14 protein-coding genes and 1 pseudogene are annotated in these 18,635 nt (G+C 67.1%); 6 read left to right on the top strand and 9 right to left on the bottom strand.

Annotated features, from left to right (window positions below):
• Positions 1 to 380: 380 nt before the first annotated feature.
• Positions 381 to 896: a VUT family protein gene (locus ACFWMZ_RS08555; RefSeq protein ID WP_266469323.1), complete on the top strand. Its 516-nt coding sequence runs from the start codon at positions 381 to 383 to the stop codon at positions 894 to 896.
• 273 nt (positions 897 to 1,169) lie between these two features.
• Here the strand turns inward: ACFWMZ_RS08555 and ACFWMZ_RS08550 are convergent, their stop codons facing one another.
• Together ACFWMZ_RS08550 and ACFWMZ_RS08545 are read right to left on the bottom strand one after the other, a co-directional pair.
• Complete coding sequence (locus ACFWMZ_RS08550) at positions 1,170 to 1,376, bottom strand: hypothetical protein (protein WP_266469325.1); 207 nt, start codon at positions 1,374 to 1,376, stop codon at positions 1,170 to 1,172.
• 318 nt (positions 1,377 to 1,694) lie between these two features.
• On the bottom strand, positions 1,695 to 2,291 hold the full coding sequence (locus ACFWMZ_RS08545) for a hypothetical protein (protein ID WP_383200272.1): 597 nt from the start codon (positions 2,289 to 2,291) through the stop codon (positions 1,695 to 1,697).
• A gap of 1,219 nt (positions 2,292 to 3,510) precedes the next feature.
• Here ACFWMZ_RS08545 and ACFWMZ_RS08540 point away from each other — a divergent pair.
• Positions 3,511 to 3,753 carry a hypothetical protein gene (locus tag ACFWMZ_RS08540; protein ID WP_383200269.1) on the top strand — a complete coding sequence of 81 codons (243 nt, stop codon included), beginning with the start codon at positions 3,511 to 3,513 and terminating at the stop codon, positions 3,751 to 3,753.
• A gap of 207 nt (positions 3,754 to 3,960) precedes the next feature.
• On the opposite strand, the gene ACFWMZ_RS08535 is transcribed toward ACFWMZ_RS08540, so the two are convergent.
• The 4 genes from ACFWMZ_RS08535 to ACFWMZ_RS08520 form a co-directional block, all read right to left on the bottom strand.
• A complete protein-coding gene (locus ACFWMZ_RS08535; RefSeq protein WP_383200266.1) occupies positions 3,961 to 6,174 on the bottom strand; it encodes a trypsin-like serine protease in 2,214 nt (737 codons plus the stop codon).
• A gap of 97 nt (positions 6,175 to 6,271) precedes the next feature.
• Positions 6,272 to 6,643, bottom strand: a complete 372-nt coding sequence (locus ACFWMZ_RS08530; RefSeq protein ID WP_383200264.1) for a hypothetical protein — start codon at positions 6,641 to 6,643, stop codon at positions 6,272 to 6,274.
• Between the two features lie 229 nt (positions 6,644 to 6,872).
• The gene (locus ACFWMZ_RS08525; RefSeq protein WP_383200261.1) at positions 6,873 to 7,304 is read right to left on the bottom strand and encodes a hypothetical protein; all 432 of its coding nucleotides are present in this window, start codon (positions 7,302 to 7,304) and stop codon (positions 6,873 to 6,875) included.
• A gap of 203 nt (positions 7,305 to 7,507) precedes the next feature.
• Positions 7,508 to 11,011, bottom strand: a complete 3,504-nt coding sequence (locus tag ACFWMZ_RS08520; protein WP_383200258.1) for an ALF repeat-containing protein — start codon at positions 11,009 to 11,011, stop codon at positions 7,508 to 7,510.
• A 465-nt stretch (positions 11,012 to 11,476) separates the two neighbouring features.
• Between ACFWMZ_RS08520 and ACFWMZ_RS08515 the strand changes: the two are divergent.
• Positions 11,477 to 12,004, top strand: a pseudogene (locus ACFWMZ_RS08515) (HNH endonuclease family protein); the annotation flags it as partial.
• Between the two features lie 194 nt (positions 12,005 to 12,198).
• On the opposite strand, the gene ACFWMZ_RS08510 reads toward ACFWMZ_RS08515, so the two are convergent.
• On the bottom strand, positions 12,199 to 12,924 hold the full coding sequence (locus ACFWMZ_RS08510) for a hypothetical protein (protein ID WP_383200255.1): 726 nt from the start codon (positions 12,922 to 12,924) through the stop codon (positions 12,199 to 12,201).
• A gap of 890 nt (positions 12,925 to 13,814) precedes the next feature.
• Between ACFWMZ_RS08510 and ACFWMZ_RS08505 the strand changes: the two genes are divergently transcribed.
• From ACFWMZ_RS08505 to ACFWMZ_RS08495, 3 genes are all read left to right on the top strand, one after another.
• Positions 13,815 to 14,333 carry a hypothetical protein gene (locus ACFWMZ_RS08505; RefSeq protein ID WP_383200252.1) on the top strand — a complete coding sequence of 173 codons (519 nt, stop codon included), beginning with the start codon at positions 13,815 to 13,817 and terminating at the stop codon, positions 14,331 to 14,333.
• Between the two features lie 732 nt (positions 14,334 to 15,065).
• On the top strand, positions 15,066 to 15,722 hold the full coding sequence (locus ACFWMZ_RS08500) for a class I SAM-dependent methyltransferase (protein ID WP_383200249.1): 657 nt from the start codon (positions 15,066 to 15,068) through the stop codon (positions 15,720 to 15,722).
• Between the two features lie 328 nt (positions 15,723 to 16,050).
• Positions 16,051 to 16,410 (top strand): hypothetical protein, encoded by a 360-nt coding sequence (locus ACFWMZ_RS08495; protein ID WP_383200247.1) that lies wholly within the window; start codon positions 16,051 to 16,053, stop codon positions 16,408 to 16,410.
• 256 nt (positions 16,411 to 16,666) lie between these two features.
• Here the strand turns inward: ACFWMZ_RS08495 and ACFWMZ_RS08490 are convergent, their stop codons facing one another.
• Together ACFWMZ_RS08490 and ACFWMZ_RS08485 are read right to left on the bottom strand one after the other, a co-directional pair.
• Complete coding sequence (locus ACFWMZ_RS08490) at positions 16,667 to 17,398, bottom strand: DNA-methyltransferase (protein ID WP_383200244.1); 732 nt, start codon at positions 17,396 to 17,398, stop codon at positions 16,667 to 16,669.
• Positions 17,399 to 17,517: 119 nt separating this feature from the next.
• Positions 17,518 to 18,633 carry an NlpC/P60 family protein gene (locus ACFWMZ_RS08485; RefSeq protein ID WP_383200241.1) on the bottom strand — a complete coding sequence of 372 codons (1,116 nt, stop codon included), beginning with the start codon at positions 18,631 to 18,633 and terminating at the stop codon, positions 17,518 to 17,520.
• Positions 18,634 to 18,635: the final 2 nt, after the last annotated feature.

Below are 18,635 nucleotides of genomic sequence, written 5' to 3'. Positions count from 1 at the left end.
CATGCTCGAAGCAGCCCTGCGCGTTCGGCGCCCCCTTGTCCCCTGCGAGCAGGGGGCCTCACTCTCCACTGCCACCACAGCGACCCGGATTCGGCAACGGCTGCCGGGGGCACCGAGCCAGCCCCGGCTTGTGCGACACCCCGCACCACGGGCCAGCGGATCGACCATCATCCAGCGCGCGCGGAGAAACCGGTCCTGGCCTCAAAGCTCGTAGCAGATGCCGATCTGGGATGTGGCCGCCACGACACCTCGGCAGCTGAAGCCGAAGAACGAACCATCCGGCTGTCAGTGCCACGTGGTGAACTGCCCAAGGTTTGTCTCCGCGCCCGTCCGTCGTCAAACAGGGCGCGCTATGCCTCGATCACCACAGAAAGTAGATCGTGAACGTCCCCGCTCGCGCTGGAATCCTCACTCTCCTCGCTTACATCGCGACCATCCCGGCCGCCAACCTCGCCGTCACCCACCTCGGCGTCGTCCCAGTAGGCCTCGGCTACACCGCCCCCGCCGGGGTGTACATGGTCGGCCTCGCCCTCGTACTGCGCGACCTCGCACGAGAAGCCGCAGGCCGCGGTGCCGTCCTCACCGCCATAGCCATCGGCACCCTCCTGTCCTACCTCCTGGCCGACCCAAACCTCGCAACAGCCTCCGCGATCGCCTTCGCCGTAGCCGAAACCATGGACTTCGCCGTCTACGAGCCGCTGCGGCAACGCGGACTGCTCCTCGCAATGCTTGCCTCGAACGCTGTCGGCCTGCTCGCCGACAGCCTCCTGTTCCTCCAACTCGCCTTCGGCTCCCTCGACTACCTCCCAGGACAGATCCTCGGCAAAACCTGGATGACCCTCGCCGCCGTCACCACCCTCACCCTGCTACGCCGAACTAAACGCACCCCTGCATAAACCACCTCGAGCACTCACAGTCGCCGGGCCAGCCCACGAGCCGTCAGGAGCACGGCGGGTCAGTCGGTCGAACGCCTCAGTCGGGCGCCACGGCGCGGGCATCTACGGCAGTTCGCCGAACTTCGGGAGCGGGAGCCGTTCGCTGCGGTCACGGCGTGCCTGAACCAGACCAACGCCCGCAGGAAAGGCCGGATCGTACACGGCCTCACCGGCACGACCCGGTGCCGTCCGCACCAGCCGTGGCGTCCGCCGAGCCGCTCTGACGGACCCGGACTACTGGAAGGCCGTGCCGAGCGCGCGCAGTTGAGCGCGGCGGGCCTGCATGAGTTCCTCCGGTCGGCGCAGGGCGGTGTCCAGGAGCCATACCCCGCGGCGGAACGGCTGGAAACCAATACTCTCCCACAGTGCGGCGATCTTCTCCTTCACCTGGAGCCGATAGGCCTCGGTGACCTGCTCACGGTCTTCGTGGTACTCACCCATTCCGGGAAACATCGCTACCGAGCAACAGCCCCCGGACAGGGGCGGATCGCCTCGACGGCCAAGGCCACGCGCTGGCCCTGCCGCCGCCTCTCAGGCACGACCCGCCAGCCCCTGACCAGCACAGAGCAATCCACCTGAACCACGCAGCGAGAAGGAAATCCTGCAACGATCACTACATTCCTAGATGATCACTGAACTTGCACTTCAGAGCCTCCGCGGCTTCCGAACCTCCACGGAAACCCCAGCTCGGAGACACGCCACGCCACAGCGCAGAATCCTGAACCGATCACTAGATCCACAGGCCAGCGCATCACTCACCTAGTGATCACTAACGGATTTGTCAGAGTTGAGTACTTCACCGGTCGGCTTGCCGTCCTTGACGACGATGCCTTCGTATTCGAAGAGGAAGCTGCCGATGCACGCCTCGTATCGCTTGATGTGCGAGTCCATGAGGTTGGGGCACCAGTCGACCAGGTGAGGCAGCGCCGCCTTGGCGCTGCCGGTGCCCTTGGTGAGGGCGTCGCGGGTCTTCTTGCTGTCGTCAGGCACGAGCCGCGAGCACGGCTGGATGCCGGTCTCCTCGTTCAGTTCGCCGCAGTTCCAGCCGTCTGCGGCGCTCCGGCCCATGGGCGGCTGGGTCGGGTCGACCGCCGCCATGGTGGGCTGAGCGATCTTCTGCGGCTGCTGGTGGTCGTCCTGGTTGAGAGTTGGCGCGCCCTTATCCGGCTCGGGCACCTTGATGTCGACCGCACGGTCGCGGATCTTGAACTTGGCCCAGGGGGACCAGTCCGTCTCGTACAGACTGCCGTCGTAGGCCGAGGTGTGGAACGTGTAGGTGACGCCGGGCTTGAGGTTGCCGTGGGGTATCTCTACTTCGGCGGTCTTGCCGGAGGCGACGTAGTCGGAGACGAGCACGCCGTAGGGCCGGTCCTTGATCTCGACCTTTGCCTTGGGGCTCCCGTCGGCGTTGGTCGTCCAGACCTCAAAAGTCAGGTTGGCCTTGTCACCGTCAGCGTCGCTGACGGTGTTGCGCAGGACGGCTTCGGTTCGGTTGACCTGCCAGGTCCCGTCGGTCTATGTGAAGGTCGGGCCGGCCTTCGGAGTCTTGCCAGATACGGGCCGGCTGCCCGCTCGTGTGTTCTTCTCCGGCCCCGCCGCGGGGGTCGCAGACGGCGGGGCACTGGGGTCGGTGCGGGTAATGAGATCTGCGGCTGCGGTGGCTGTTCCGGAGCCGAGCAGCACCAGAGATGCTGCGATGACGCCGATGCGCGAAAGCATGCGTCTTCTTCTGGAAGATCCAGACAAGAGAGAAGTCCCCCTACTGGCCCCGCGCTCTCGTCCCGGGCGCGGAGCTGATCGGTTGTGTTGTTGCCACCGACCTTCCTAGGGGCCTCTGCGGATGCGCAGCAACGGTCATCTACCTGGACGTTCCGCCTGTACATCGGGTATCGGACGTGGTGCTCCTGACGTTTAGTCAGGGTTGCAGCGAAGATCACCCAAACCTCGGCGAAGAACTTTGGATGCATTACACAAGTAAAAATGGGGGCGGTAGTCCAAGGCCTGAAGACGCAGCAGAGCGGGGGAAGCGCTCGTGCGAAATCGGGTGCCGCTGATACCCGCTTCCAATGATCCGATCTCGGACACGATCCGGGCCCGCTGCACAGCCACCCCGCGGGCCATCTTCCGCTCCACCAGCGGCAGCCAGCCGCTCCAGAACGGCGAGTGGTCCGCGGGCACGCTCCCATCCCGCAGCTACACCTCGTAGACCTGCTGCTCCTCCCCTACGGCGTAGACGTGGCGCAGTTCCAGGTGCAGGGCGCGCCAGCGGTCGGAGCCCAGGAGGTCTCAAAGCCGGGTGCGCGCGGCTTCAGCTGCATCACACGCCTTCCTGATCTGCTTCACCATCCGGGCCGGGGGCGCAGGTGACGTGTCGTCAACGGGCGGGCTGTACTGGCTGCGGGCGGTACGAGTCGCCACGTCTGCGCCCATGCCGTGCAGCACCAGCTCCGACCCGCTGGCCGAGTCGGTGTCCACCCACACCGGCGGGGCAGTTCCCACCGCCCGATGTCGGGTCCGTCCCGAAAAAACCAACGCCATGGTCGCCCTCTGGGGAACCAGTTGCGGATGATTGCGCATGACCGCCCCGTGCGCCGAGCTCGACGTCAAGGCCCCTCGCCTGTCGGCAGCGCTGCCGATAGGTACGGTCTCAGGCCTGCCGATACTTCTGGTTCAGCTCGGCCAACTGCGCGGTGACAGCGTCGGGGGTTACGCGGGCGAAGCGGTTGGAACGATCAGCATGGGCAGGGGGCCGATCGCCGAGCCGCCGTTGGGGGCACAACAGCTGATGCTCGCTGGCAGCTTCATCGTGGCCCCGTGAGGATGTGCGATGTGCGGAGTCTGCAGGTGGCATGGCGCCGCTTCGTGGCCTGGATAGGGGCGAATATCCAGGTTCTTCCACGCCTCCCCGCGTCGCGCTCTGCTGGCGCCGGGTGACGTCGTAGGGCTGGTCTCCTCGTCCCCGGGTGCACCAGTCCCGGCGCAAAGTTCTGGCTTTGCGCCGGGTGGTGTGCATCGAGGTCTGCGCTTACCGGGCTGCGGTGCCGAAGGTCGTACCTGCGGCGGGCAGGCCGTCGGCGCCGGGCTGGTAGGTGGTGACGGTGCCGTGGGTGCCGTTGAGGGTCAGGTTGCCTATGGGCAGGGCGTGGAGGGCGCCGCGCGGGCCCGGCCCGTAGGGCACGCCGGCGTAGAGGTGGGTTCCGGTGAAGTGGATGCTCTCGCCGAGGCGATGGTTTGCGGCGGGGTTGCCGGGGATGCCGTCTCCGTCGCCTGCTTCGATCCACACGTCGTTGTCGCCGGCAGCACCGAGCATGGAGAAACTGTGGATCGCGCCCGCGTTGGCGAGAGAGCCGATGGCCTCACCGGGAGTGCCGACCGCGACCACGAGGTTGTCGGCCTTGGGGACCTCACCCGGGTTGGTGTTGACCGAAGTCACCGACTCGCCCATGCGGTCGCCTGCTTCGGAGGTGCCTCCGACGGTGTCCTCACTGTCGCCCTGCTTCAGCTCGCGCAGGTAGTCCCAGGTGTGGTCCGGGTTGATCCGGATCAGCACGGCCCGTCCCGCGTTCGCCTGGTCCTTACCGTCGACAGTGACGCCTTCGCCCGGGGAGCCGACCGCGAGCATGGAGGTGTCGGCGCTGGTCGCACCGGTGGGCCGGTAGGCGGTCATGGACAGTGCCGCGCCGAACTCGTCGTCTGCTTCGGCGCCGCCTGCGACCTTGGCGTTGTCCTGGTCCATGCCGCCGATCGTGATCGGACGGCCGTCCGCGTCCAGGGCGTGCCGGAAGAGGGCAACGGTGCCCGAGTTGTCCTCGGTGCCGATGGCCTCGCCAGGGGCACCGATCGCGAAGTGGTGCTCGTCGCCCGCGACGGAGGCGCCGAACTCGTCGCCGGCCTCTGCGGTGCCGGGCACCTCGGTGGGCAGGTTCTGGTGGAGGGTGAAGCTGGTGTTTCCGTAGACGTAGTAGGCCACGCCTGCCTTGGCGAGGTCGCCGATGGCCTCGCCGGGAGTGCCGATGACGATCCACGGGCGGCCACCTGCTGTGGTGCCGGCCGCCAGTGCCTCGCCCATGCGGTCCCCGGCTTCGGAGGCAACGCCGGCGAGAGCACCAGTGCCCGACCCCTGTTCGAGGTGGGTGTTCTTCAGAGTGCCGGAGCCGAGACCGTCGGGGCCGCCGTAGAGGATGTCGGCCATGCCAGCGTCGGCTTTGCCGTTGAGGTCTTCTCCGGGGGCGGCGACGACAAGGTCGGTGTAGCCGTCCTGGTTGTAGTCGACCGTGTCCATCGCCGCGCCGAAGCTGTCGCCGGCTTCGGCGCCGCCGGGCACCCAGTCCAGGTCCTGGTCGATCTGTGCGGTGCCCTTGCCTCCGCCGTGAACGATGCGGACCAGACCGGCACCGGCGTTGCCGCCGACGCTCGCCTTGGCGTCGGCGATGGCTATGTCTTCAACGCCGTCGCCGTTGAAGTCGGTGATGGGGGCGGCGGAGATGGTGTCTTCGACCCAGCTGCCCAGGTTGTCCATGCGCACGTTCTGCGCTGCGGTGCGGGTTTCGTCCGGGTTTTGACCGAAGCACCCTCCCTGCCAGGAGCGAGAGTTGATGCCGATCAGTTCGTGACCGTTTGCCGTCTGCCGCAGGGTGGGTGCGCCAGTGTCACCCGCACAGACCGAGACGCCGTTCTGGCCGTCGATCTCGATGGTCGGCGACTGGATGGCGGTGACCTTGAAGGTTCCGGTGTGCAGCTTGCGGGGGGACCACTCGTTGGTGGTGCGGCCGTAGCCCGGCACGGTCAGGGTTTCGCCGGTGGTGGGCGCGGTGCTGCTGATCTTGGCGGGGGTGATGCCGGTGACGGGCTTGTTCAGGCGAGCCAGGACGAGGTCCCGGTCGGTGCGCGGCACCAGTTCGACAACGGTACGGACCTGGCCCGCGGAGGTGGTCAGGTCGGTGCGGCCGATGGTGGCCGTGGTGGTCTTGGCGGGCTTGCCGGCCCTGATGGTGAAGCTCTGATCAGGTGAGTCGGCGAAGCAGCTGGCAGCCGTGAGCACCCACTGGGTGTCGACGAGGGCGCCGGAGCATGCGCGGTCGCCCGAGCCGATGTCGAGCCGGGCCGTGAAGGTGAAGGCGCCGTCGGCGCCAGCGGTACCGGTGACTGCGTGCGCGGCGGTGGCCGGCAGGAGGGCACCGCTGAGAGCGGCACACAGAGCCGCACCGATCACGGCGGCTTTCGGACGTGCGAGAGACATTTCGGAGTTCCTGAAGTTCATGAGGCGCGCGACTGACGGTCTGGGCGCCGTGTGTGATGTGTAGCGGGGCGGTGACGCGATGAGGGTGCGGGGCTGGTCAGCCGTTTACCCTCAGTTCGACGAGGACGGAACGGAGGCCGGTGTCACCGGATTCGCCGACCGGCTTGTAGTCGTTGGAGGGGACGTTGACGACGGTCTCCTTGCCCTCCGCCGTGAGGGTTGCGGTGACCGGGTGGTCCTCGGCCCACACGCCCCAGGCGTCGGGCAGTTCCAGCGTCAGCCAGCCCTCGTCCGTGGTGGCAAGGAAGCAGTACCCGTTGTTGTCGAGCCGGGACTCGACCTTGATGTTCCATGCCTCAGAGCAGTCGACCAGCGTGATGCGCCCGTCTCCACGCTTCAGCGTGATGTTCCGCTCCGCCAGTACGCGGTCGGCACCGGGGTAGTTGAAGTCTTCGACGATGGCTGGCATGCCGTCGGCCGCAGCCTGTGCAGTTCCCTCGGCCTGGGCCGACGCCCCCCCGGCGACCGTTACGGCAGCAGTAGTGAACAAACATGCTGCTATCCCCGCGAGACCTGTCCGCCTTGCACTCCTGAATGCCTTCATCCTGATTCCCTCTTAGCAGTACGGATATTTGATATGGGCCGAAAGGTGTCAGCCTGAGCTCATCTCGGCTGGCGGGCCACCTATTGATTCGAGTTCAATCATCGAGGTCTACCCCGTCCTTCCTGATCCAACGAGCAAAACTCGCTTCGGGAGGCGGATCAGAGTCAACGGGCGCGCGGAGTTTCGAGTTACGTCCTCGATCGATGACGAACCAGCAGATGTTCATGAACTCGTCTGGCTCAGCAATGCGCCTCATATCGCTGTCGATCTTTTCAAGAATTTCAAGCTTGGATCCTTCCCATAGGATCAGATCCTCTCCTGACACCCTGCTGAGATATCCGACACCAACATGATTATCGATCATTCCAGAGATGAGATCGATGGAATTCCGGCGCAAATCTTCGAAGGAGCCTTCAAAGCCCGATACCTCATCCGCACAGTCCCATACCACATCAAACGGAACGGTCGCGGATCGCGCATACTCGACGATGTAATCAAGAGCTTCTTGAAATTCCATGCCCGTCATCGATATCTCCTTTTCGCTCGGGCGGTCGTCGGCGATCGCATACGCGAATAGATCTACTCGATTGCGGCCTTCCGGTATACCGCGCAGGTATGCCGGAAGGCCGCATCTCCGACCCTAGGTCCCGTAGGCCACACTGACGACACACCAGTTACAACGCGAGGACATCATCAATCCGGAAAGGGAATGACCTCACATTGCAACACCTAGCCGCCACTAGGAACATGGTAGCGCTTAAGTCCGAGCTCTTTCCTGAAAGTACCCTTGAGGTCGATCGTCACGTCACCCTTCCCTCCGGAGCCACTGAAGTCACGGATATTTATCGTACCGTCATCATTCTTCCAGTACTCCGAGAAGCCTTTACCTGGCACTTCCGCCACCCCATCAGGCTTCCCTAGCTGATCCCGCAAGTCTGCCACCAGTCGTTCCATCTGCTCTTTGCTGATTTCTTGAACGAGGGTGGATCCCGGCTTGCCGTACATATTTCCGTTGCTGTCCAGGAGGACTTTCTTGACCTTGTCCAGCCTTACCAGCCTGGTGACCTTTGCCGCGTCGTTGACCTTGTCGAGCGACTTGTCGCCTGTGTTGATCGCGTCGATGAGGTTGTCCGCGACCTTGAGCCCTCTGATGGGCGGCAGGGCAGCAGCGAGGACGACGAGGCACTCAGGGTTGAGGGGGTCCTTCGCGCAGGCGATGGCCTCGTTGACACCAAGTACTTCCGTGACAAAGGCCGCTGCTCTTGGGTCCACCGGCGGGAGGCTGAGCGGTTCGCCGGCCATCGCGCAGGGCGGGACACTGTCCCGGGTCATGTACAGGTAGCAGGTCGGTCGCTTCTCGGCGGCCTGTTGACGTTCCTCACGGAGTTGCCGGCGCTCCTCGGCTGCCTGGCGGCGGGCCTCGGCCAGTTCAGCGCGGCGTTTGTCGGCCACGCTCTGCCAGGCGGCGCCGGCCAGTGCTTCGGCTTCTTCGGCGGATTTTCCGGCGGCTACGGCGTCTGTCCGGGCTTCGTCGGAGGCTTGACGGGCCAGGTAGGCGGAGCTGTCGGCCCAGGCTGCGTCGAAGGCGGCGTTGGCCGCGCTCTCTTCCGCTCGCTGGGCGCTGCCTGCCGCGTCGTTGGCGGCTTTGCGGGCGGTTGTGGCCGATTCTGCGGCCTTCTGGGCGCTGGTGGCGGCTTCGTTGGCTGACTGACGGGCGTCCTTGGCGTGTCCCTCTGCGGCCTTCGCGCTGGCGGAGGCGTTGGCTGCGTATTCGGCCGCCTTGCTCGCCGCGCCCTTGGCGACGGCTGCGGCTGCTGCCGCTGTCCAGCTGTCGGCGCGTGCCTTGGCGGCGACCAGTTCGCCTTCGGCGATCATCCGCTGGACCCGGTGGACGTGAGTCGCGGTGAGGTCGTCCTTGCGCTCGGCCATGTGCTGGCCGGACTGGAGGTAGGTCGTGAGCTTGTCGGCAGGTCCGAGAAGAGCGATCCTGGCGGCTGACTCCTGCTCAGGTCCGCCGGTCCCGGCAAGGGTACTGGCGGTGACCCGCTCGTCTCCGTTGCGGGCTATGTACTGTCCTGCCGTGAGGAACGCGTGCAGCGCCGCGGGGCTTCCGTCGGCGAGCACCTTCTCCGCCTGCTCTTGGACGGCCGGGCCCCCCTCGTTGTGGAGCTTGGAAGCCTCCACGCGGTAGTCGGCCACGGCTATCTCGTGTCGGCCGGTGCGGAGGAAGTCCTCCAGCTCGGTCGCGGTACCGTCTGCCGCCAGGCGGGCAGCTTCGGTGCGGACAACCTCGTACGGGCTGCTCACCGACAGGTCGGTGACCTGCTGACGGTTCTCGTCGTCCTGCGCCTTGCGCCAGCCGTGTTCGACGTAGTCGACGACCTCCTCGTCGGTCCCGCCGAGTGCGAGCATGGCGGCTTCTCGGTGCCATGACCCGAAGTGGTGGGCGGACCGCAGGGCGAGCTTGCGGCCCTCGGTCACGATCACTTCGGTCGCGGTGTCACCCGCTTCGGCCTTCGCGGCCAGGTCCTCCGCATCCTTGGCGATGGCACGGATGTCGACGACCTGCGAGGCGATTTCGGAGGTGTAGGAGTCCGCCGTCGCTTTCTGCGTCTTGGCAAGCTCCTGCCCGGCCTCGGTACGGGTGGTGAGCTCAGCTTCCTCGGTCTCGCGCGCAAGGCTGTACACGGAGCGTGCCGTTGCGACCGCCTTCTCTGCGGCGGTCGCGGCCTGGTCGGCGACGGTGGCGTAGCGGTCGGCGTCTTCCGCATGCCCTGCGGATTCACCAGCGTGGGCTGCGGCTTCCTTGGCGGCAGCGGCGGCGTTGTCCGCATGCGTGGCGGCGTCGTCAGCGGCGGTCTGGGCCTGGCTGGCGGCGGCGGCGGCGCGCCGGGCGAGTGCCTCCGCAGTGTCGGCGGCGCGGTCGGCTGCCGCAGCGTGACGGCGGGTCTCTGCCGCCGCTCGCTTCGCCTCGGCCGAAGATGCACCCGCTGCCGCGGCATGGGCGGCAGCCGCATCCGCCGCGTCAGCTGCCGCGTTGGCGTTGCCCGTCGCTGAGCGTGCGGCGACGATCGCTTCTGCCGCGGCGAGGCTGGCCGTGGCGGCCTTCTTGGCGGCGTCCTTGGCCTTCCGCGCCACGTCGGCGGCTTTCTCGGCTTCGGCTGCGCGATCGAGGGCGTCCTGGGCCAGGTTCTTGTCGCCACGGGCTGCGGTCGCCGCGTTGGACGCACGGGTCGCAGCATTCGCGGCGTTGACCGCAGCCTGAGCAGTCTGCGCTGCGGCCGTGGCCGCGATCCGGGCTGTACGCTGCGCGGCCAGCGCCGAGCCGATCGCGGTCTGCGCCGCTTCGCCCGCCGCCCGGGCGGCATCCGCCGCCTGCTTGGCCTTGGTCGCCGCCAGCTTGGCATCGTCACGCGCGGCCTTGGCCTCGGCCTCGGCCTTGTCGGCGGCCTCCTTGGCCAGAGCCGCGGCGGCAACCGCCTTCTCCGAGGACTCCTTCGCCTGCTCTGTGGCTCGCTCCGCCCGCTTGCCGGCCTGCTCCGCCTGCTCCGTCAGCTGCGCAATGGTGGAGTGTTCCTGGTCTCGGTCACGGGCGATGAACTGCCCGACCTCCAGGAACTCCGCGATGTCGTCCGGCGTGCCCGCGAGCGCCAGCTTGGCGGCGGCCTTCATGTTCGGGCCACCGCTGGCATGCAGCTTCGAGACCAGGACGCGGTCATCAGCCAGCTGGGCGGTGTACTGCCCCTCGTCCAGGAACGCGCGGACATCCTCCATGCTGCCCTTGAGCGCGGTCTGCCCCGCTTCCTTGACCCCGACCCCGCCGGTGTTGACGATCGTCGACACCTCCACGCGGAGGTCCTGCTCGTGAGGGGCCTTCCAACCTCCGGTCAGGAACGCCTCGACGTCGGCATGCGTACCCCGCAGCGCCGCCTTGCCGGCCTCACGGACCCCGTGCCCGCCGGAGTTGATGACGCGGGAGACGTCTACACGGTCGTCGACCGCCTGAAGCGATGACAACTCCGCGAAGAAGGCGGCAATATCCGCCTCCGACCCCAACAGCGCCTTCTCAGCCGCTTCACGGACACCAGTGCCGCCAGACGCCCAGTACGAGGCCGTGATGCTCCTCTGCTCAGCGGCAGAGAAGTCGGTGTCCTCAGCTGCTGCCGGGGCCGCCGACAGCAGCCCCGTCACCAGGAACGACGGGAGAGCAAGCGAAATCACCCGCCTGGTCACGCGTCTTCGCCGCCCCCCTCTGGACAGCGGCGACCCAAATATGGACAACATGTACCCCTCTCGTCACGAAACCCACCAGAGGGCTTGACAAGACCGTCTGGGCAGAAGGCGATCTTCTGTAGTCGCAAGGGGAGTTGTACAGATCTTTAAGGTCTTCATAATCGGAAGGTGATCTTCCAGATGTGATATCGGAACCAGCGTCAGCACAACCTTTTCCGATCACTGCCCGCGGCCACCCGAACACCTCCTTCAGAGCAGTCCGGGGCCCCGCCGGGCCGACTTCAACTCCGAAGTGGGCCACGACGGCCGCAGCCAGTGGAGCGCACCCCTGGAACCCACGGCAGGAGACTGAGCCTGGAACGCCACGAGAGCTACCAGGGCGTGACGTTGCTGGTGGTGGGGTCGTTGGCACGCCCGTGAAGATCACCTTGATGCGTACAGCCGCCACCCTCGCCCTGGCCGCCCTCCTCTCCCGCCGCCGAGACGAAGAACGCCGCCCCGACGGTGCTGCCGATTGACGCTGCCGTGGCCGCACTCCAGTCCGCCGACGAGTCGCGGGCCGGGTACTCCAGGACCGCGTTCAAGCACTGGACTGCGGGCGCCAACCACACGGACGGCTGCAATACCCGCAAGGAAGTCCTCATCGCCGAGGCCATCATCGCGCCCGAGGTCGGGCCCAGGTGCTCCATCACCGGGGGCGCTTGGTTCTCGTACTACGACGAGGTCACCGTCGACGGGGCCGGCGGCCTGGACATCGACCACATGGTGCCCCTCGCTGAAGCCTGGGACTCCGGCGCCTCGGCCTGGACAGCCGCCCGCCGCGAGGCCTACGCCAACGACCAGGGCCAGGCCTCCTCGCTGGTCGCGGTCACCGCCCGCACCAACCGCTCCAAGAGCGACCATGACCCCGCCGAGTGGCTTCCGCCCACCCCCGGAGCCCTGTGCCGGTACGGCGCGGAGTGGACCGCGACCAAGCTGCGCTGGAACCTCACCAGATGTAGCTGATGGTGCCCACGGACGGGGTTCGACGCCGCAGGGAGATCAGGCCGATCGTCTCGTCTGCGTCGAGGATGGCCCAGCTCCACTGCGCACGCGGGGTTTCGGCGGCTCGGGCGAGGGCTGCGCGGATCTTCTCGTGGGCCTGGTCGAGCGTGAGGGGCTTGCCGGCGCCACCTGCCCGCCGCGGTTTACTGGGCGGCGATACGGGAGAGTTCTGCGCTGAATTCTCTCAGCTCGGGCGATGGGCGCTTCGCTGCTTTGACCAGCTGCGCCACCGAACGTGCCTGGCGGGAGACACAGGCCGGATTGATGATGCTGCCTTCGGGATGACTCACCGCATGCCGGGCGTTGCCAAGGAATCCCTTGGCTCCTTTCAGCGGTGAGAGATACGAGACCTCGGGCACTGTCACGGTGGAGCCGTCATCCGCGTGGATGGTGATCGTGAACGTGTAGATCCAGGGCTGTGAGCCCTCGTAGAAGTGTTCGGGGCCGACCGTGAATGCCACGCGCTCCTGGGAGTGGGGCGGCAGCGCGTACTTCATCTTGCGGGTCACGACCGCGCCCTCTTCCGCCTCGAGCGGCACCTTGATGTCGTACTGCGCCTGGATGTCGGCCAGGCCCCCACCGCTGCTGCAACCGGCTTCCCTTACCGCGCTCAGGTGCACGTCGGCCTTGGTGATCAGTACCGGATTGTCACCGCTGTTTCTCAGGACCGCGCTGACGACCGAGGCGCTCTCGTGGGCCGGCTTCACCGGTTCCCCCTCGACGAGCACGATATCGGCAGCGACGTTCTCCTCCCGGTCGACGTCGGAGTCGACCAACGTGAAAGGCGGTGGCGGGCCGGGCTCGGGTTTGGGCTGGGCGTCGGGCCAGAACAGGAAGACCAGGGCTGCCACACCGCCGACCACGCCCACTACTTCTCCCAACAGCGTGAGCCTCGCGCGCTGCTGGCCCCAGAAGCCTGACGAGCTCTCCGGGCCGGATGATGGCTGCGCGGAACCCGAGGCCCCGGTGTCTGGCGGCCCCTCACTATCGGGCCGATCAGGCTCCGGCCGCGCTGTGGCAGACGAACGGGTGCCCTCGCCTGGCTCTCCCGCTCCCAGGCTCTCTCCACCTAAACGATCCCCATCATCCGTACTCATGTTCCGCGTCATTCCCGCCCCGCAACACCCCTACGCCCCGGTGCTCGGAGTGCGGCCACCAGGTCGCCCGCTGCCGGTCACAGCCGTGGGCCGGGCCGGGCAGCTGCGGCGCGACCGCACTGGACAAGCTTCGTAAGCGACGCCGCGGGCGCTCACCCATCCGCCGGCCCGCGCTGACCGAGCGGACTGCTTTCGCAGCGAGGCCGACCGGTCGAGGCCCGCGCTCCTCGGTGGGTCGCATGGCGCAATCCTCGCCTCTTCCCGAGACGGAGGGGGGGCTGCTCCCACCGGTCAAGGGGCCGCTCGGGCTCATCTGCGGTGCTCGCCACAGGGCGCTCCTGAAAAGTGGGGCGGGCCTATCCCGCCGGGTCACCTTGTACAGGTTCGGTTTTCGGCTCTCGTGTGACGTCGGCCTGTAAGAACCTCTCCGCCGTGACCGCATCGTGATCAGCCGTGTCACCTGACAGCGAAGTCGGGTATTTTGCCAGGGAAGTTAGACCACCAGTGTGAGGAAGGAAGACAGCGCGAGGGCCTGCCCATCGGCGCCGGCGAGTCATCTCATCCGATTCACCGCTGGCTCGCTGACGTGCATCATCGGAGAGGCGATGTTCAGAATACGACCAGCGGTTCTCGCCCCTTTGATCATCGTCCCTGTCGCGACCATGGTCGTCCTGGTCGTGGACGGCACAGCGTTCGAGCCCAGCTCACCCGTCCTGCCCTACAACCCGTGCCCAGCGTCCGCTGCGGCCGAGCGGGGGGTACACCCCACGACCTACACCGAAGAGGCGAAGCCCTATACCGGGCCAGGCCCGCACCCGGTCGCTCTTCGTTTCCCGATGGATGAGACCTTGCCTCCTCACTGGACGGCACCCGACAGCGAGCCGTACACCGCTCAGCTGGTCGTGTGCGAGTACGTGGAACCAGTCACTCTGACGGACATCGAGTGCAACTACCGGGGATATGGCGAGGTACGGCTGATCCAGGCTCGGGCCACCTACCTGCTGCTCGAAGCGAAGACCTCCAAGCTGATCACCCGTTTCAGGATCGAGGGGCAAGGCATCTGCCCAGGCACGTTGAACTACTCTCCCGATAACCGCCCGGCCCACGTTCGCGAGGACATAGACCCGGACAAGATCATCAAGGCGCTGCGCCCCTATGTCGAAGGCGAGTCTCGCCGGTGAAGTCGCCGAGGTCGAAGCCGTGGTTGCGGCCGCCCTCGGTGAGGTACTTCTGCCGGGCGGGCGGCGCCAATTGCTGTCCGCTTCTGGGTCTTCTTCGCCATGGTCGCCATCTGCAAGGTGGGGGCTTTTTGCGTACTTCCCTACGTCCTTACCCGTGCGTTCATCGGGCGACGGTGACCCGGCTCGGGCCGCGTCCGGGGGCGCCGGGCGCCGTACGCGGCCAGTGGCCACGCGGCGCCCGGGTCGCCGGGCCCTACAAGCGCTGGCAGGAGGTGTCGGTCCACAGGCGGTGGGCCAGGGCATCGACAGCCGCGATCATCTGGGGGTGGGCGGGGTGTTCCGACGGAGGGTCCGGCACGACTGCCGGAACGCAGGTCAGCCGCAAGTCGCTGCTGGCCGACGTCGCGAACCTCACGGCCCGCAACGGGTGACTGGCCGCGCACATCACCCGGCTCGAACGGCGCCTGTCCGAGGCTCTGGGCCAGACGGCTTGGGAAGCATCCGGCCTCGGCGCCCCGGCCGACATCGAGACGCTCACACGCCGCGCCACCGAGCTGGAACAGCAGATTCTCGACCTCCGCGGCGAACTTGCGGAACGGGACGAAGACCTCGAAGCCGCCCGCGCCGCGAACCGTGAGCTGATGGCCCAGCTCAACCGCTGACCGCATCATCGCCCTCAGCGGTTACCCGACGACGGTGTCCCAGGTGACCGACCTTTGATGGACTCACGCCATGACGACACTGCTGCCCCGCGTCCTTCGAGCACTCGAACAGTTCCATGCCACCCATCCCTGGGACCACAACGCCCACTACCACCGGTGGATCCTGCGTCAGCTCCCGAGACGCTTCAACAGCGCCCTGGACGTCGGATCGGGCAGCGGTGACCTTGCCAGGCTCCTGGCCTCACGGGCAGGAGTGGTGCACGGCGTCGACGTGGACGCCGACATCGTCGCTCGCGCGCGGGAGCTCACAGCCCCGCCCGCCCCGGTGACCTTCACCGTCGGAGACGCACTGAACGAGATACCCCCTGGCCCCTACGACGTCATCACATGTGTCGCCACCATCCATCACCTGCCGTTTAGCAACGCCCTAACCCGCTTTCGACAGCACCTGACGCCCGGCGGAACCCTGGTCGTCATCGGTCTCTACCGCCCACAGTCTCGGAGCGACTACCTGATCGACGCCGTCGCCATTCCGTCGAATGTCGCCATGGCATGGATCAAGAACAAGGGCCGCAAGTCACCGCGACCGACCTCGATGACCGCCCCGACCCGACCGGCGACCGTGAACTTCGCAGACATCGTGCGCGAGGCTCGCCATGAACTACCCGGCGCACGGCTGCGCCGGCGACTGTTCTGGCGCTACACGCTGGTCTGGCACCAGGGCTGAACGGTCAACGCGCCACGGTCTGGCATCGGAACGAGCTGAAGCCCCCCTGTGCTGTCGAACTCGTGAACATCTAAGCCGTACCAGTCGCTACCTGCATCCACGACACCTGTCGCGCACACGGCACCGAACGAATCATGCCACTGAGCTGGGAAAACGTGGCGTCCGTCGCCTCCACTCGACTTCAAGCCCGAGAGAAAGGCAGTGAGCCGCACACGTGAGCCACACCGCTCGGCTGGTGTCTTCCCGAGTCTCCTCTCCCGGCGAGGCCGACGCAGCAGAATCGGGTTGTCGACACAGCTGTGGTTCGGAAGGGAAAGAGCTTATGGGGATGCAGGACGTATGGGTACGGACACAGAGCAGCATTTCCGGCAGCCGGGCGGTGCGGGCCGACACCATCGTGCAGGTCAAGTGGGACAGCCAGTCGTCCCAGTCCCTCACCCTGGTGGTCGCCGGCGGCGACGAGGTCCACCACCAGGCGCGCCCCTACGGGTCGGGGGCCCATCCGCTCACCAAGGATGATGGCACCGCGCTGGCCGACGGGCTGCTGTCCGCCATGGCCACGAGCGCAGCTCTCCCGGGCAGTCACCTACTGATCCTGCACAATGTAGGCGATGTTGCTTCGAACGCCACCGGACTGCAGTGGTGCCGCGCCGCTATGGACGACACTGGCGAAAAATCCGCCCACTGAACGGTTTTCGGGCCGGCCTCCCATCCCTCCCCAGGCATGACGCCGGGCAGCGCCACTGCGCTGCGCTGGCCCCGGAGCTGCTGCGTCGGTGCCGCAACGCGGTGAAGTTGCGCGCTTGGGGCGCAGGTCGGCCTGGCGCACGGCCTGACGGACTGGTCGCCGCCTACCCCTCGCTCAGACCCGAGAGGGCCCGAAGCGTCGCCGGGTTGTCCGGCGCCGCTTTGGGCCCTCTTCCCGCGCGGCGGCTGGTTCCCGGTTATGCGGCGATGGCCTCGGTGAGGCGGGTGCGGGCGATGTTCGCGTACTTGGCTGAGTGTTCGATGCCGATGAAGTGGCGGCCTTCCCTGAGGGCGGCGACGCCGGTGGTGCCGGCGCCGGTGAAGGGGTCGAGGACGGTGCCGTCGACGGGGACGATGCGGATGAGTTCGCGCATCATCTCGACGGGCTTCTGGGTGATGTGCTGGCGGTTGGAGCCGCGGGGCTGGCTGCCGGTGAAGTGGCCGGGGAGGTAGACCGGCTTGTTGCCGGGGTCCATGGCGCCGGCGGAGCCCCAGACGATGAACTCGCAGTCCTGCTTGAGGCGGCCGGCCTGGGGTCGCGCGAGGGGCTTGTGCCAGACGGCGATGCCGCGCCAGGTGTAGCCGGCGGCTTGGAGGGCGTCGGTGGTGGCGGGGAGCTGGCGCCAGTCGGTGAAGACGAGGGCGGCGCCGCCGGGGCTGGTGAGGCGATGGCCGTGGGCCAGGATCTGGGAGAGCCAGGAGGTGTAGGAGCGCTGGTCGCGGTTCTCGCCGGTGAAGTCGCCGAGGTCGAAGCCGTGGTTGCGGCCGCCCTCGGTGAGGTACTTCTGCCGGGCGGTTCGGGTGGTGCGGGCGGTCATGGTCCGGCCGTCGCTGTTGTAGGGCGGGTCGCAGATGACGGCGTCGACGGGGGTGTCGAGGGTGGGGAGGAGGGTCAGGGAGTCGCCGGTGTACAGCGTCCATCGGGACATTTCAGTTCTCCTTACCGTTCCAGCTCGATCGTTCAGTTTCACCGTACATTCGAGTACTGACAGTCATCGGATGACTTCTGCCTCAATCCCGTCTCAAAGCGGGTACAGACGTGGAGAGTTCACAGGACGCGGCGGATCGTCCAGTCGGCGCGGGCCCACTCGCCGCTGGTCACGGAGGCGGTCTCCACCGGTGTCCGGGGGTTGGGGGCGTGCACCATCTGGCCGTTGCCGATGTAGAGGCCGACGTGGCCCCAGTTGCCGTCGGCGTTGAAGACGATGAGGTCGCCGGGGAGGAGTTCTGATCGGGTCACGGCTTTGCCCGCGCTGCGCATGGCCTGGGAGGTACGGGGCAAGGTGATGCCCGCGCCCTGGTAGTAGGCGTAGACGAGCAGGCCGGAGCAGTCGAATCCGCCGCCGGTCGGGCCCTGGGTGTTGCCGCCGCCCCAGACGTACTTCGTGCCGCGCTGGGCCATAGCCAGCTTGATGACCTTTCCGGCCTTCCCCGGGGCTGTCGTCTGGCCGCCAAGAGAGGTGAGGGAGAGCTGGTCGTACTCGCGGATGTGTCCGAGGACGTCGTCTGCATATTGGCCGGAGGCGTTGTATCGCAGGATCGCCCGGCGGGCCTGCACTTCGTCGCTCAGGTCGTTCGTGCCGGTTCCGCACAGGTACAGAGCGGTGCCCAGGGCCGCGTCGAAGGCGTTGTTGGGGTCTTTCTTTCCGTCGTCGTTGCCGTCGGCGCCGCTGGGGCCCGCCCAGGTGGAGGGGATGAACTGCATGGGGCCGACCGCCCGGTCGTAGGTGGTGTCGCCGTCGTAGCGGCCTGCGTCGGTGTCGTAGATCGGGGTGGTGTTGCCGCCCACGCCGCCGCCGTTCAGTTGGGGGCCGAGGATGCGCGGGGTGATCGTGCCGTCCGCCTTGATCGTCCGGCCTGCGGCGTGGTTGCTTTCGACTTTGCCGATTCCGGCGATCACCGACCACCGCAGCCCCTTGCACTTGGGGCGCTGTTTCGCGCCGCGTTCGGCGGCCCGCCCGTAGGCCGCGAGCATCGTGGGGTGCACGCCCTCCACCTCCGAGGGTGTTCCCGTGCCCGCGGTGTCCTCGCCGCCCTGCTCCTCGCGTTCGGCGGCGCCCCCGGCGACTGCCGCCACGAACAAAATGCAGATGCCCAGGACGATGGCGAGGGGGGTCAGCAGGCCCGCGGAGCACAGCAGGGCGACCTTCTTCGTGGCGGTCATGT

This window comes from Streptomyces sp. NPDC058373 (assembly GCF_042723275.1).
In the GTDB taxonomy this organism is placed as follows: domain Bacteria; phylum Actinomycetota; class Actinomycetes; order Streptomycetales; family Streptomycetaceae; genus Streptomyces.
This window is presented reverse-complemented; position numbering and strand designations above follow the sequence as displayed.